This is a genomic window from Streptomyces sp. NPDC005423 (genome assembly GCF_040606415.1).
Classification (GTDB): domain Bacteria; phylum Actinomycetota; class Actinomycetes; order Streptomycetales; family Streptomycetaceae; genus Streptomyces.
Genome location: NZ_JBEXET010000005.1, coordinates 172,304 through 186,532, shown reverse-complemented (window position 1 = coordinate 186,532; position 14,229 = coordinate 172,304). Strand labels below are relative to the sequence as shown.

Annotated in this window: 11 protein-coding genes; 4 read left to right on the top strand and 7 right to left on the bottom strand. The window is 71.4% G+C overall.

All coding sequences use genetic code 11. The features are described from left to right. Position 1 precedes the first annotated feature (1 nt). The 5 genes from ABZT12_RS09800 to ABZT12_RS09780 all read right to left on the bottom strand — a co-directional run bounded on the left by ABZT12_RS09800 (position 2) and on the right by ABZT12_RS09780 (position 5,549). On the bottom strand, positions 2-433 hold the full coding sequence (locus tag ABZT12_RS09800) for a roadblock/LC7 domain-containing protein (RefSeq protein WP_356380156.1): 432 nt from the start codon (positions 431-433) through the stop codon (positions 2-4). 11 nt (positions 434-444) lie between these two features. After that, positions 445-2,766 (bottom strand): nitrate- and nitrite sensing domain-containing protein, encoded by a 2,322-nt coding sequence (locus ABZT12_RS09795; protein ID WP_356380153.1) that lies wholly within the window; start codon positions 2,764-2,766, stop codon positions 445-447. A gap of 168 nt (positions 2,767-2,934) precedes the next feature. Beyond that, positions 2,935-3,954 carry a substrate-binding domain-containing protein gene (locus tag ABZT12_RS09790; RefSeq protein WP_356380151.1) on the bottom strand — a complete coding sequence of 340 codons (1,020 nt, stop codon included), beginning with the start codon at positions 3,952-3,954 and terminating at the stop codon, positions 2,935-2,937. Positions 3,955-4,431: 477 nt separating this feature from the next. Next, positions 4,432-4,866, bottom strand: a complete 435-nt coding sequence (locus ABZT12_RS09785) for a DUF6114 domain-containing protein (protein ID WP_356380148.1) — start codon at positions 4,864-4,866, stop codon at positions 4,432-4,434. Beyond that, entirely contained in the window at positions 4,866-5,549 is a 684-nt protein-coding gene (locus tag ABZT12_RS09780; protein ID WP_356380282.1) for a DUF6230 family protein, read from the bottom strand. The genes ABZT12_RS09785 and ABZT12_RS09780 overlap by 1 nt, the downstream gene beginning before the upstream one ends. Positions 5,550-6,193: 644 nt before the next feature. Between ABZT12_RS09780 and ABZT12_RS09775 the strand changes: the two genes are divergently transcribed. Next, positions 6,194-6,847, top strand: coding sequence for a Tat pathway signal sequence domain protein (locus ABZT12_RS09775; RefSeq protein WP_356380145.1), 654 nt, complete (start codon positions 6,194-6,196; stop codon positions 6,845-6,847). Positions 6,848-6,865: 18 nt separating this feature from the next. On the opposite strand, the gene ABZT12_RS09770 is transcribed toward ABZT12_RS09775, so the two are convergent. Beyond that, on the bottom strand, positions 6,866-7,822 hold the full coding sequence (locus ABZT12_RS09770; protein ID WP_356380142.1) for a lytic polysaccharide monooxygenase: 957 nt from the start codon (positions 7,820-7,822) through the stop codon (positions 6,866-6,868). Positions 7,823-8,437: 615 nt separating this feature from the next. On the opposite strand from ABZT12_RS09770, the gene ABZT12_RS09765 reads away from it, so the two are divergent. The 3 genes from ABZT12_RS09765 to cyc2 all read left to right on the top strand — a co-directional run bounded on the left by ABZT12_RS09765 (position 8,438) and on the right by cyc2 (position 12,552). Beyond that, positions 8,438-9,085, top strand: a complete 648-nt coding sequence (locus ABZT12_RS09765) for a ScbR family autoregulator-binding transcription factor (protein ID WP_356380139.1) — start codon at positions 8,438-8,440, stop codon at positions 9,083-9,085. 22 nt (positions 9,086-9,107) lie between these two features. Beyond that, positions 9,108-10,280 (top strand): damage-control phosphatase ARMT1 family protein, encoded by a 1,173-nt coding sequence (locus ABZT12_RS09760; RefSeq protein WP_356380136.1) that lies wholly within the window; start codon positions 9,108-9,110, stop codon positions 10,278-10,280. Positions 10,281-10,398: 118 nt separating this feature from the next. After that, positions 10,399-12,552, top strand: coding sequence for a germacradienol/geosmin synthase Cyc2 (gene cyc2, locus ABZT12_RS09755; RefSeq protein ID WP_356380133.1), 2,154 nt, complete (start codon positions 10,399-10,401; stop codon positions 12,550-12,552). Here the strand turns inward: cyc2 and ABZT12_RS09750 are convergent. Next, a complete protein-coding gene (locus ABZT12_RS09750; protein ID WP_356380130.1) occupies positions 12,545-14,068 on the bottom strand; it encodes a hypothetical protein in 1,524 nt (507 codons plus the stop codon). The genes cyc2 and ABZT12_RS09750 overlap by 8 nt on opposite strands. Positions 14,069-14,229: the final 161 nt, after the last annotated feature.

Genomic DNA, 14,229 nt, shown 5'->3' with positions numbered 1-14,229 from the left:
CTCACTCGCCGGGGGCGGCCACAGGACCGGCATTGGCCCTCGGTGCCGCGCTCAGATGCTCGCCGATCTTCTTCACCAGCATGTTCATCTGGTACGCCACCACCCCGACGTCCGCGCTCGGCCCGGTGAGGACGACGAGGTGGGCGCCAGGACCGGCGGAGGTGAGGATCAGATAGCTGTTGGCCATCTCGATCAGCGCCTGGCGCACCGGGCCGCCCCGGAAGTCCATGCTGACACCCTTGCTCAGACTCATCAGTCCGGACGCGGTGGCCGCCAGCCGTTCGGCGTCGTCGCGCAGGAACCCGGTGGACTTGCTGACGACCAGCCCGTCCTCGGAGAGCACGACGGCCTGGTTCACCTCGGCTACCCGGTCCACCAGTCCGGTGAGCAACTGGTCGAGCTGGGTGTGTGTGGCGGGTGCGGGAGGTGTCATGGCGGTGTCCTTCATGAGCGTTCGGGGGGCGGAGTCGAGGCGAGCGTCGGGCCGTCGGGTGCGGTTGCTTCCTCCTGGTCGTACTGCGGTGACGCGTCCTCGTCACGTGCCTTGAGGGTGCCGCGCTGGAACCCGGACAGGGAGGAGGCCGCGCGTTCCGCGGTGAAGTCGACGAAGTCGTCGGAGTCGGCGAGGCTGCCGCCCTTCCCGTCCGGCCCCGCTTCCTCCAGCAACTCACTGGCCAGGCTGGTCTGCGGCACCCGGCGCGGCAGCGGGGTCAGGCCCTGCACGGCGACGACGGGCGGTACGGCGCTCTCGACGGCCCGGACCGCCTTCACGTGCCGGGCCGCGTGCGGCAGCGGCTTCTCCTCATCGACCGGGCCCGGTGCCGTCGGCGCGGAGGCCTCCCGCACCACGATCTCGTGCGGCACCAGCACGATCGCGGTCGTCCCCCCGTACGGCGAGGAGCGCAGCGTCACCGCGATGCCGTGCCGGGTGGCGAGCCGGGCGATCACGAACATGCCGAGCCGGAGGTCATCGGCGAGCGCCACCACGTCGAACTGCGGGGCCACCGCCAACTGGGCGTTGAGCGAGGCGTACTCGTCGTCCGACATGCCGAGGCCGCGGTCCTCGACCTCGATCGCCAGCCCCTTGGCGACCATCGCCGCCCGCACCCCGACGGGGCTCGGGGCCGGCGAGTACACGGTCGCGTTGTCGATCAGCTCGGCGAGCAGATGGATCACGTCGGCCACCGCGGGCGGCGCCAGGCACACCTCCTCGTCCGTGTGCACCTCCACCCGCTGGTACTCGGCGACCTCGCCCACGGCGCTGCGCAGGATGTCGATCAGCGCCACCGGTTCGGTCCAGCTGCGGCGGGGCTGCTCGCCGCTGATGACGACGAGGTTCTCCTCGTAGCGGCGCAACTGGCTTGCCGTGGAGTCCAGTTCGTACAGGCCCTTGAGGACGTCCGGGTCGTCGTGCCGGCGTTCCAGCGCGTCGAGCTTGGTGAGCTGGAGGTTGACCAGGTTCTGGCTCTGCCGGGCGATGCCGAGGATCACCTTCTGGAACCCCCGCCTGGTGTCGGCGAGTTCCACGGCGGTGTGTACTGCGGTGCGCTGCGCGGTGTTGAACGCCTGTGCCACCTGGCCGAGTTCGTCGTCGCCGTAGTCCAGCGGCGGGGTCGCCGACTCCACGTCCACCTTCTCGCCCCGGTCGAGGCGGGCCACCACGTCGGGCAGCCGGTCCTCGGCCAGACTCAGGGTGGCCAGCCGCAGACCCAGCAGCCGGCGGGAGAGCGAGCGGGTGATCCGCACCGACATGCCGACGCAGAGCAGCAGCGCGACGAGGCCGCCGGCGCTCAGCGAGGCCGCGGTGACCAGCAGGCCGTGCGCCTTGTCGGCGCTCCGGTCGAGCAGGCCCGAGGTCTGCCGGGTGATCATGGCCGCGTACTGGTCGGCGACGGCGGAGAACGCGGAGTCCCACTTCTTCCGCGCGTCGGGCAGCGGGATCCGCCCGACCGGACCGCCGCCCGGCGCGTGGGCCGCGAGGACCTGGTCCTCCACGCTCTCCAGCGTGGTCCAGTCGGGGCCCTGGAGGATCTTCTCGGTCTCCGTCTTGGCGCTGCCCCGCACCGACGGCACGATCTGGTCCTGCACCAGCCAGCGCCGCGCGTTCACCAACTGGGCGAAGGCGGCCCAGGTCTTCTCGTCGAGACGCCCGGACGGCCAGGCCAGGGTGAGCTGCGCGTCCTCCTGCGAGACGAGTTCCGCCGCGTGCTCCAGGGCGACGAGCGGCCCGGCCTGCGAGGTGAGGTCCCCGTCGTCGACCTGGGACAACTCCTGGAAGGCATAGATCTGGTCGTCGATGATCGACGTGTACTGGTCCAGGGCCTGCGCCGCGGTGATGTCGGTGGGGTTGTCCACCTGCCCCCGGTAGTACTCCAGACTGCCCACCGAGGCGACCACCGAGTACATCCGGTCCTTGACGCGGGCCGGCGCCATCTGGATCGCGCTCGTCTGCCCGACCAGCTTGGCGACCGCCTTGTCGGTCAGCTTGCGCTGCGCGTCCAGCGCGGCCCGCGACCCGCGCGGCGAGGCCAGCCAGGCCGCGGAGAGGCTGCGCTCCTGCTGGAGCGCGAGCGCAGCCTCGGTGCCCATGGCACCGGTCGACCTGCTCAACTGCGTCTGGGTGCGCAGCCGCAGTCCCTCCGTGAACATCTGCGTCGTCGTCACGCCCCACACGGCGGCGAGCGTGACGCTGGGGACGAGCGCCAGCAGGATCAGGGAGAGACGTATGGAACCGACACGGCGCCGGGCACCTGTCCGTGGAGACATCGTCGTCCTAGAGCGGTCAGCGGGGCGATGGGGGAGTGGCGAGGGGACGGGCGCGACGGGTGACTGCGTGTCCGGTACGGCAGGGGTGCGCTGGATGCTAGCCGCACAACCCGGCTCGCGCACGGGGGTCGGGCAATCCGTCGCGACATCGTTGTACGAAGTGTCCGCTCAGCGCGTGCCGTTGGCCGCGAACCTCGCGACCGCCCCGGCGTTGGTCTGGGTCACGAACGCCGGGCCGGTGAGCACCGGAGCCACCCCGCCGCCGCTGATGTTGCCGTTGGTCTTGTAGAGCCACAGCGAGTCGACGGCGTAGTAGCCCTGCAAGTAGGGCTGTTGGTCGACGGCGAACTGGATGTCTCCGCCGCGCACGGCCTTGACCAGGTCGTTGTTGAGGTCGAAGGTGGCGACCTTGGCCTTGCTGCCCGCCTGCTGCACGGACTTGACCGCGGTCAGCGCGAACTGGGCGCCCATCATGACCACTTCGTCGATGCTCGGGTCCTGCCTCACCTTGGCGGTGACGGTGGCGGAGACGGCGTCCATGTCCGTGCCGTCCACGTAGAGGATCTCGGTCTGGCCGGTGAACGTCTTCTTCACACCGGCGCAGCGCGCCTCCAGCGCCACGTTGCCCCGCTCGTGGATCACACACACGGCGTGCTCTGCCTTGAGGTCGTCGAGCTTGTCACCGACCGCGCGGCCGGCGACGCTCTCGTCCTGGCCGAAGTACTCCAGGACGCCTTCCGAACGCCAGGCGTCGATACCGGAGTTGATTCCGACGATCGGGATGTCGGCCGACTTCGCCGCGGCGATGGGGCCCTTCATCGCGTCCGGCTTGGCCAGCGTCAGCGCGATGCCGTCGACCTTGTCCCGCACCGCGTCCCGGACCAGCTCGGCCTGACCGGAGGCGTCGGGGTCGCTCGCGTACGTCAGGTCGACCCCGTCCTTGGCGGCGGCGGCCTCGGCGCCCTTGCGCACCAACTGCCAGAAGGCGTCGCCCTTCGCGCCATGGGTGACCAGGGCGATCTTGAGCCGGGCGGAGCTTCCGGCGCCCGAGCCGTCCGTGGCCGAACCGGAGTCGTCGCCGCCCGAGCCGGAGCAGCCGGACAGGAGCAGGGACGCGGCGACGGCGAGGGAGAGGGCCGTACCGCGGAGACACCGGAGGGCGGCGTGAGGTGGGGGAGGAGTGGTCATCGGGGTACGGCACCTCGCTGTGCGGCCGAGCAAGAGGACGGGGAGAGCGTGAACGGCGCCGCACCGCGTGCGCCGGCCGAATGACTCTCGCTGGGCCGGAGCCAATCGTGTGTGACCGGTGGTAGTCAAGTGAGCAGCCACATGCTGTGAGTTGTCGCTGCCGCATCGTGATCAACTCGACGCCGGACGGCGGCCGGGTGAGAACCGGGCGGGGGCCGCGCGAAAGGCGGCCCGGAGCCGAGGGGGCCGGGGCGGCAGCCGGGCGGACCGGCCCGAGGCGTCGGAGGCGTCGGAGACGTCCGAGGCCGTCGGGTAACTGCCGTGCGCCGGGGCACGGTTCGGGGCCGCACAGGTGTGTCCCGGGCCGCGTGTAGGGGGTTCCCCGCGGCGGCACCGGGGTCCGGCGGTCGGGAAACGCGTCGGACCCCGGTGTCGCCCGGGGTGGGCGCCGTACGGCTGTCAGGTCCCGCTGACGGGTCAGGTCTGCTGCTGGAGCGACTTGCCGGCCACCCGTTCCTCCCGCTTGCGGCGGCGGCGTTCGCGGCGCGGTTCCTGGTCCGGGAGCCAGCCGAACGTCAGGCAACTGCCCACCACGCCGAGCAGCAGCCCGACCATGAAGCCGCCGAGGTTCGAGGTGACCCAGGTGCCGAGGGAGCACAGGACCCCGACGATCGAGTAGAAGAGCCGCTGGCCCGGACTGAAGAGGACAAGCACTCCGCACAGCAGCATCACGACCGGGAGCAGGTAGCCCGTCATGCCCTGCATCCCGATGTGCATCACGACCTTGAGCGACGCCTTCTCCGTGACGAGGATCTCCGCCCCGCCCAGGGCGAGCAGCAGCCCGCCCCAGAACGGACGGCGGGCCCGCCAGCGTCGGAAGGCGGGCCCGGTCCCCGGTCGCGAGTCGGACATCAGCAACCCGAGTCGCTGAAGCTGAGCTTGAGACCCGGCAGCTTGAACACGCCCGCTGTGGTGGCGTAGTTGGTCTGCCGCAGGTTGTTGATGTGCACGGTGTCGGCCTGCTGGCTGAAGACGCCCTTGTTGCCCTGCACCCCGGCCTTGTTCAGGGTGCTGGCGTCGTTGCCGATCTCGATGTTCTTGAACGACGCGTCGCCGGTCAGCTGGGTCGAGTCCGTGGCCAGGTCGGTGGCCGTGACCTTCGTCGCGCCGCTGCCGGCCTTGATCAGCAGGTTGGTCCCGCCGAGGTCGACGCTCTGGCAGAGGCTGTCCAGCGTGGCGGTCTTGATGGCGGAGGTGATGATCAGCACCTGGCCGCCGGTGTCGCCCGCGTTCGGGCTGTCGTCGATCATGTTGTCGAGACCGCCGAACTGCTCGAACCCGGTGCCGTCGAGCGACTTGGCGGTGACCGTGAACGGCATACCGGAGATGGAGAACTGCACGCCCAGGGCGCCCTGGGCGGTGAGTATCGCGAGGCCGGCGGCGGCCAGAGCGGCCGGTACCGCCATCACGGCGGCGCGGCGCAGGCGGACCTGACCGCGTCGGTCGGGACCCTCGACGGCCGCGGGTGCGGAACCGCTCTCGGGGTCCTCTGGGGTGTTGCCGGCGGACGAATTGACGTCCGAGGACGAGGCCATGTCTGCTCCCATGTGCATAGTTCAATGCGGGTTGGGCTTCAGTGGCACGTTGTCCTGGCGCGGACAGCGGGTTGCCGCGCACCTCCTCACAACTCCCGGCGGATGCGAGGTAGTTCAGGTTACGCAGCAGTAGCCGCCGAGGAAGTTACCGGGGGTTACATTGAAGGGTCAAGGGAGTTGTGGAAAAAGAGTGTTGGTCATGTGTCACCACCTGCGCACCAGGAGATCGAAGGGTGTTCCGCCGGACCGGAACCGGCAGCCCAACTTGCGTACAACACCTTGACGGTGACGGAGCATCAGGTCTAGAACTCTCCCTGGCTTCCCCTGGATCCGTGGCGCCGGATCCGCCGGCGCGGCATCGGCCGCGCTCCCGGACTTCCCTTTCAGCAGGGGCACTTCACCGCCCCACGAGTCCGAACCGCCGCGGTACCGGCACGGCTCACTTCCCCCAGGGACCCGTGCCCGGCCGCCCATCCGCCCGGTCCGGCCGGAGGCCCACACCCAGGGCTGTCCGGCAGGTCACCGGCCGGTAGCCGTTGTCGGTCCGTCGCGCACGGAGAAGGCGCCACGGGCCGGCAGCGGCACACCTCACGCGCGCCGCAACCCCTTCACCACCCCACCCTCGACAGAAGAGGTACACCCGCATGCGTACTCGCTCTGCCCTCATCCTCGTCGGCTCCGTCGCCGCGCTCACCCTGCCCTTCACCGTCCCCGCCTCGGCGGCCGCCACCCCGGTCCTCACCACCGGCGGCGCCGCCGGAACGCCCGTCGCGGTCGGCGCGGTGCTCACCGCGCCCCTGGCCACCGGCACCAACGCCACGCTCTACTCCAGCGCCACCGGCACCAGCGGCATCAAGTGCACCTCGTCGACGTTCACCGCGAGCGTCACCAGCAACCCGACCGCGCCGGGCACCGCCACCGAGTCCGTGACCGGGCAGACCTTCACCAGCAGCAGCTGCAGCAGCAACGTCCTCGGCGTGACCGGCGTCAGCAGCATCACGGTCAACAACCTGCCGTACACCAGCACCGTCGCCTCCAACGGAACCGTGACCGTCACCCCGGCCAGCGGCTCCACCATCCAGACCACGGTCAAGCTGAGCACCCTGCTGGGGAGCATCACCTGTGTGTACCAGGCGCCCAGCCTGTCCGGCACCGCGAGCAACACCGACAACAGCATCAACTTCGTCAACCAGGCGTTCACCAAGACGTCCGGCTCGTCGCTCTGCTTCGCCAACGGCTACTTCACCGCGAAGTACGCCCCGGTGACCGGCCCCGGCGGAACCGTCTACGTCAACTGACGTTCGTAGGCGCGGCGGTCACCGCCGACGCAGACGTGCGACCAGGGCGGCGCCGCCGGTGAGTACCAGCACGGCGGCGGCGCCGCCCGCCAGCAAGGGGGCCGAGGGGCCGCCCGCGGCGGCATCGGTGGTGGACGCCACCGGGGTACTGCCGGGCGCGGCGCTCCCCTCGGCCTTCGGCGTGGCCGCATCCGCTCCCGCGGCCGAAGAGGACGCGGCCGAGGGCGACTCGGCGCTGCTGGAAGGCGTCGCCCGGCCGGAGCGGGCGGCCGTCGCCGAGGACGCCGGCGACGCCGACGGCGACTTCGCCGGAGTGTGCCCGGCCGACGAGGAGCCGGCCGCCGCGAGCACCACGTCGGAGCACGAGTAGTAGGTGTCCTCCGTGCTGCTGTTCTGCCAGATCGTGAGGAGCACCTGATGGCCGGTCCGCCCGGCCGGCAGGGTGGCCCCGATGCGGTACGCGCCGCCGGTCAGCGGCGGGTCCGTCACCGCCGCGAACGGCCGCGCCGGAATGTCCGACCAGGTCAGCGGCTTCGACGAGTCGTAACCGGGCTTCGTCAGATACAGCCTGAAGGTGCCGGTGTGCGCGATCGTCGAGGCGTACGTCATGGTCAGCCGCGTGCCCGCGCCCAGCCGCGTCGAGGGCCAGTCGGAGCGGGCCAGGTCGAGCCCCTTGTAGGCGGGCAGCCCGCCGCTGCACAGCTTCCCGTCGGGAATCACCTGCCGGTCCCGGCCGTTCACGCCGCCCACCCGCACGTTGTCCCAGAACGTGAAGGGCGCCCCGTTCGCCGCGACGGCCGCCCGGCAGGCGGTCGACCCCTTCTGGGCGCCGTCGGGCGAGCAGGCGTAGACCCGGCTCACCGGATACGTGGGAGCCCCGTGCGCCTGCGCCGGGCCCGCCGCCCACACGGTCAGCAGCAGCGGGGCCACGGCGGCGGCCGCCAGGGCGGTGCGATGTGCGGTCATCCGGTCCATCCGGAACGTCTCCTCGGCCGGCGCGGCAACGGTCTGTTCCGTCCAGTACGGGAACGAGGCCCGCCGTGTTCAGACCGCCGGACGGCGGTGACGAGCGCCGTCCCGGAACGCGGACGCCGGTGCCGTCGTGTTCTGCTGACGGCCGTCGCGATCCCGGGTGTCCTCGCCGAAGATCTCCTCGCGGCCGGAAGCCGACGGTCCGACGGGGCGGGCGCGCCCCAGGTGGCGGGGCCGGACCGGGGCCGTAACCGGACGAAGGGCGGGAGTTGAGCGGACCGGCACGTCCGGAACCACCGGGTCCGTCACCTGGCGGACACGTAAGCGGCCCTAAAAACAGACCAGTTGCCCCGCGCTGTCGAAAGATGTCGGACGGCGGGGCGGTCCCGTGCCAGATCGCCGGAGGTGGCCGAGAGTGGTCGCTGACACGTGCCATGGCCACTTGAGGTAGTCAAGAGATGTAGCGGGGGTGGCAACGAGACGCAAGTGATGGGAACGTGAGAGGAGTTCATGGTGTCGGGGTGCGAGGTCGACACGGTCGGAGTGTGAGCTACCGTGTACAGCGGGTAAGAAACAAACGGCGAGAGCCGTTCTTTATGGTCCAGGAGTGTTCAGCCGATGGCGAGGCAGTTACGTGCCGAACAGACCCGCACGACGATCATCACGGCCGCCGCCGAGCTGTTCGACCGGCGCGGCTACGACTCGACCAGTCTGAGCGACATCGTCGAGCAGGCCCAGGTCACCAAGGGCGCCCTCTACTTCCACTTCGCGGCCAAGGAGGACCTGGCCCACACCATCATGGAGATGCAGTCCAGGGCCTCGCGGCAGCTGGCCAAGGAGATGGACAGCAGGGGGTACTCGTCGCTCGAAGCGCTGATACGCACCACGTTCGGCCTCGCGAGGATGGCCGCCGAGGGCCCGATCCCGCGCGCCGGACTGCGACTCGCCACCGGGGGAGTCGACGTCCGCCCGCCGCTGACGCACCCGTTCACGGAGTGGCTGGACATCACCTCGCGCAGACTCATGGGCGCCGTCAAGGACGGTGACGTCCACCCGGACCTCGACGTGGACGCCGTCGCCCACTCCCTCGTCGGCTTCTTCGTCGGCACCCGTGTCGTCGGCCGCTCCCTCGAACACGTAGCGCTCCAGCCCCGCCGGATCGCCGAGATGTGGCACCTGATGATCCGGGCCCTGGTCCCGGTGCCCCGCCGCGCCCGCTATCTCAGCCTCGCCACCCGGCTGGAGCGGGAGATCGAAGCCGGATGACCCGGCCGGTACGGTGAGGCGCATGCTCCCCGCCCCCGCACCGCCGGTGATCCTCGGCGACGAGCCCGGTTCCTTCCCGCACAGCGTGCTCTCCGAGCGCCACCCCGCGATCGTCCAGCAGGTACGGGACGCCTTCCCGTACGGGCCCGAGCAGCACCGGGCCCTCGACGCCCTGGTGCACAACTGCACGCGGGGCGTCCTCCCGCCGCTCCCCGCCGACGCGCCCGACGCCGGGCTGTGGGCGGCCTGGGGTGCCGACACCCACACCGGCCGCTCCTGGTTCGACGTCCCCTGGCTCTGGTCCGAGAGCTACTTCTACCGCCAACTCCTCGACGCCGTCGGCTACTTCGGCCCCGGCGCCTGGCAGGGCATCGACCCCTTCCGCCCCTTCAAGAGCGCCGAACTCGCCGCCCCCGAGACGGACGCCGAACTCGCCGCCCTCGACGAGTTGTCCGACCGGACACCCGACGAGCGGGCCCGTGCCCTGCTGCACGGATCGCTGTGGGGCAACCGCGCGGACCTCGGCTTCCGTCTGTCGGCCGCCGCAGCGGAGACGACGGAGGCCGTCCCCGCGCTCGTCGCCGACGACACCGAACTGCTGTGGCCGCTGCTCACCGGCACCGGCACGCTCTGCCTGATCGCGGACAACGCCGGCCGGGAACTCGTTCCCGACCTGCTGCTCATCGCCCACCTCCTCCAGCACGGGCGGGTGGAGCGTGCCGTCCTGCACGTCAAGCCGTACCCCTACTACGTGTCCGACGCCACCACCGCCGACGTCGTCGACGCGCTGCGCCGGCTCGCCTCGGCGCCGGGCACGGCGGCGAGGTACGGACGGGAACTGTGGTCGGCGCTCGCCGACGGCCGGCTCACCGTGCGGGCCCACCCCTTCTCCTGCGGCCCGCTGCCGTACGCCGAGATGCCCGCCGACCTCCGCGCCGAGTTCGCCGGGGCGGCCCTGACGATCGTCAAGGGCGACCTCAACTACCGGCGCCTGGTGGGCGACCGGCGCTGGCCGCCGACCACACCGTTCGAGGACGTCACCGCCGGCTTCCCGGGCCCGGTCGCCGCCCTGCGCACCCTCAAGTCCGATGTGATCACCGGCCTGGACACCCGCACCGAGGCCGCCCTGGTCGCGGCCGAGGGGCAGCGCTGGCGCACCGCCGGCACCCACGCCCTGGTCCAGGTCAGGCCCTGACCCACGGCGAATCCACAGAACGCCCTCGCACCGTGCCGGTTCACGCCCGATTCACGCGATGGTGTGATCATGTCCCCCGGCGCGGATGGCCGTCGGGGGGCACGGGTAGGGCCCGGCCATGACCCAGCCGTTCGAACTCCCGCACTTCTACATGCCGTACACCGCGCGCCTCAACCCGCATCTGGACGAGGCCCGCGCCCACTCGTCGACGTGGGCGCGCGAGATGGGCATGCTGGAGGGCTCCGGGATCTGGGAGCAGGCCGACCTCGACGCGCACGACTACGGCCTGCTCTGTGCCTACACCCATCCCGACTGCGACGGTCCCGCCCTGTCGCTGATCACCGACTGGTATGTGTGGGTGTTCTTCTTCGACGACCACTTCCTGGAGATCTTCAAACGCAGCCAGGACCGGGCCGGCGGCAAGGCCTATCTGGACCGGCTGCCGCTGTTCATGCCGCTCGATCTCGCCACCCCGGTGCCGGAGCCGCGGAACCCGGTCGAGGCGGGCCTCGCCGACCTGTGGGCCCGCACGGTGCCGTCGATGTCCGCCGAGTGGCGCCGCCGCTTCGCCGTCGCCACCGAGCACCTGCTCAACGAGTCCCTGTGGGAGCTGTCCAACATCAACGAGGGGCGGGTCGCCAACCCCGTCGAGTACATCGAGATGCGCCGCAAGGTGGGCGGCGCCCCGTGGTCGGCGGGACTGGTGGAGTACGCCACGGCCGAAGTGCCCGCCCCGGTGGCCGGGTCGAGGCCGCTGCGGGTGCTGATGGAGACCTTCGCCGACGGCGTCCACCTGCGCAACGACCTCTTCTCCTACCAGCGGGAGGTGGAGGAGGAGGGCGAGTTGAGCAACGGTGTGCTCGTCCTGGAGACGTTCTTCGGCTGCACCACCCAGGAGGCCGCCGACACCGTCAACAACGTGCTGACCTCCCGGCTCCACCAGTTCGAGCACACCGCGTTCACCGAAGTGCCCGCGCTCGCCGTCGAGAAGGGGCTCACCCCGGACGAGGTCGCCGCCGTCGCCGCCTACACCCAAGGCCTGCAGGACTGGCAGTCGGGTGGCCACGAGTGGCATCTGCGCTCCAGCCGCTACATGAACGAAGGGGCCCTCGACGCGTCGCCGTTGCGCGGGCCGTCCGGACCCGGCACCTCCGCCGCCGACGTCGGCGCGCTCCTCGCCGCGGCCGGCGCGGAGCGGCTGCGCGCCTACACCCACGTCCCGTTCCAGAAGGTCGGCCCCTCCCTGCTGCCCGACTTCCTCATGCCGTTCCAGGTCGAGTTGAGCCCGCACGTCGACGGCGCCCGCCACCGGCTCGTCGGCTGGATGCACACCATGGGCATGCTGGAGGAGGGGGTGTGGGACGAGGAGAAGCTCGCCGCCGCCGACCTCCCGCTCTGCTCGGCGGGCATCGACCCCGACGCCACCGAGGAAGCCCTCGACCTCAGCTCACGCTGGCTCGCCTGGGGCACCTACGGCGACGACTACTACCCGCTCGTCTACGGCAACCGCCGTGACCTGGCCGCCGCCCAACTCACCACCGCACGGCTGTCGGACTGCATGCCCCTAGAAGGAGCCGAGGCCCCGGTGCCGGTCAACGGCATGGAGCGCGGCCTCATCGACCTGTGGGCCCGCACCACCGCGGAGATGACCCCGGGCGACCGGCACACCCTGAAGGACGCGATCAACACGATGACCGAGAGCTGGGTCTGGGAGGTGAACAACCAGATCCAGCACCGCATCCCCGACCCCGTCGACTACCTGGAGATGCGGCGCGCCACCTTCGGCTCCGACCTCACCCTCAGCATGTGCCGCATGGGCCACGGCCCGAAGGTCCCGCCCGAGGTCTACCGCAGCGGCCCCGTGCGCTCCCTGGAGAACGCCGCCATCGACTACGCCTGCCTCCTCAACGACGTGTTCTCCTACCAGAAGGAGATCGAGTACGAGGGGGAGATCCACAACGCCATCCTCGTCGTCCAGAACTTCTTCGGCATCGACTACCCGACCGCCCTCGGCGTCGTCCACGACCTGATGACCCAGCGCATGCGCCAGTTCGAACACGTCGCCGCCCACGAACTGCCCGTCGTCTACGACGACTTCGACCTGTCCGACGAGGCCCGCGAGATCATGCGGGGCTATGTGACCGACCTCCAGCACTGGATGGCGGGCATCCTCAACTGGCACCGCGAGGTGGACCGCTACAAGGCCGCCTACCTGGCGCGCCGTTCGCACGTCTTCGTGCCGGACCGGGTGCCGGTCCTGCCCTTCAGCTGAGGCCGCGGACCCGCTCGGCCGCCTCCGCGGCCCGCTCCCGGACGGCCGCGGCGGCCGGCCCCGAGAGGCCGCCGCGTATCGCCTCGCCGGCGGCCAGGACCGCGCGGGCCTCCTCGAGGAGGCCCGCGTCGGCAAGGGCGCGCACCAGGGCGTAGTGCTCCTCGGCGACGAACCGGCCCAGGTTCACCCCCCGCCAGTGCCGCGACGAGTCGTCACCGGGGGCCGCCAGGACCTCCCGCAGGCCGGTCAACGTACGCTCCGCCCGCCCGAGTTGACCGGCCTCGCGCTCCAGCCGGGCCTGGGTCAGACGGGCCGAGACGCGGCCCCAGGCGGTGTCCTGGAGGGCGGTGAGGAGGCGCTGGGCGCGCAGCGCCTGGACGAGGTCCCCCAACCGCTCGAACCCGGCGGCGAGCGTCCGCAGGGGAGACGGGTTGAGCGCCTTCGGCGCGCCCGGCAGCCGCAGCAGGCTCTGGTCCGACTCGATCGCGTCCAACTGCCGGATCAGGGACGCCCGGGCCAACTCGGTCAGACCCTGGTCGGCCGCCAACTCCGTCCAGAGGCACAGCGGTTCGTCGGACGGGTCGCTGCCGAAGAGGGACCCGTCCCGTTCCCGCGCCCACTCCCGCAGCGCGGCGCCGTCCGCGTCGCTTCCCGGCAGCCCGCCCAGCGCGAGGGAGAGGTCGAAGTCCGTCCTGTGGATCTCGTCGAGCAGCGGCAGATCCTCCGCGTGGCCGTGCAGCCCCACCAACACGATGGCCAGCTGGAGTTCCTCGGTCCGCGCCGACCGGGCCTCGTGCCGCAGCAGGTACCGCAGCGGCCCCAGATCGTTGTCCCCGCGGTCGAACTGCGCGGCCCGCAGCACGAGTCGACGCCGTACGGGATCCACGGCCACCGCGTCCCACACCGTGCGCTCGCCCGTCCGCAACCCCGCCAGATCAGCGCGCCCCCGGGCCAGTACCGGCTCCCACAGCGGGGGGCGGGGGTGCCGGTCCAGGAGTTGGTACGCGCCGCCCCCCTCCGCGTTGAGGAGCAGGAAGTCGGGCTCCGTACGCAGCAGGGCGGTGTGCAGCATGGTCACGTACTCGACCGGGGAGCGCTCCGACAGGCCCAAAGCACCCCGGAGTTCGGCCCGCGCCGCGTCGATCCCGTACTCCTCGCGGATCTCCTCCTCCACCTCCGCGACGCGCGCCGAGATCTCCGCCGCGCCGTCCGCCGGGGACAGATCCACGTGGTCGCGCCAGCACGGCAGCCCGATCAGCATCTCCAGCGCCTCGTCGACATGCGAGCCGATGATCCCGGCCGAGCCCTCCGAGTCGGCGTACAGCACGGACCCGTCCGCGCAGACGAAGTACGTACCGCCCGTGTCGTCGCCCGCGACCGGCCGGATCGGGTTGCCCGAGGCCAGCCGGACCGGCTCGCCGTGTTCCGCCCGGACGAGGTCGAAGTCGAAGGGGAACGCGGCCAGTTCGGCCAGGCGGGGGTGGAGCCGGAGGAGCTCCAGGGCGTGATCGCTCATGTCACAGAACGTAACAGCCGGCACTGACAACGGGCCGGGCCCGGAGCTTCGGCCGGTCAGCCGCCCCTCCCGCGACACATGCGCGACCACCGCCCGAGCCGCCACGCGGCCGCACCCCGCCGCCCCGCTCGGCGGCAAAGGGGGTATCGAGTCGGCGCTCA

Excerpts from the sequence above, each read along its gene's own strand:
- ABZT12_RS09800 (WP_356380156.1), bottom strand. The coding sequence starts at position 433 with ATGACACCTCCCGCACCCGCCACACACACCCAGCTCGACCAGTTGCTC.
- ABZT12_RS09795 (WP_356380153.1), bottom strand. The coding sequence starts at position 2,766 with ATGTCTCCACGGACAGGTGCCCGGCGCCGTGTCGGTTCCATACGTCTC.
- ABZT12_RS09790 (WP_356380151.1), bottom strand. The coding sequence starts at position 3,954 with ATGACCACTCCTCCCCCACCTCACGCCGCCCTCCGGTGTCTCCGCGGT.
- ABZT12_RS09785 (WP_356380148.1), bottom strand. The coding sequence starts at position 4,866 with ATGTCCGACTCGCGACCGGGGACCGGGCCCGCCTTCCGACGCTGGCGG.
- ABZT12_RS09780 (WP_356380282.1), bottom strand. The coding sequence starts at position 5,549 with ATGGCCTCGTCCTCGGACGTCAATTCGTCCGCCGGCAACACCCCAGAG.
- ABZT12_RS09775 (WP_356380145.1), top strand. The coding sequence starts at position 6,194 with ATGCGTACTCGCTCTGCCCTCATCCTCGTCGGCTCCGTCGCCGCGCTC.
- ABZT12_RS09770 (WP_356380142.1), bottom strand. The coding sequence starts at position 7,822 with ATGGACCGGATGACCGCACATCGCACCGCCCTGGCGGCCGCCGCCGTG.
- ABZT12_RS09765 (WP_356380139.1), top strand. The coding sequence starts at position 8,438 with ATGGCGAGGCAGTTACGTGCCGAACAGACCCGCACGACGATCATCACG.
- ABZT12_RS09760 (WP_356380136.1), top strand. The coding sequence starts at position 9,108 with ATGCTCCCCGCCCCCGCACCGCCGGTGATCCTCGGCGACGAGCCCGGT.
- cyc2 (WP_356380133.1), top strand. The coding sequence starts at position 10,399 with ATGACCCAGCCGTTCGAACTCCCGCACTTCTACATGCCGTACACCGCG.
- ABZT12_RS09750 (WP_356380130.1), bottom strand. The coding sequence starts at position 14,068 with ATGAGCGATCACGCCCTGGAGCTCCTCCGGCTCCACCCCCGCCTGGCC.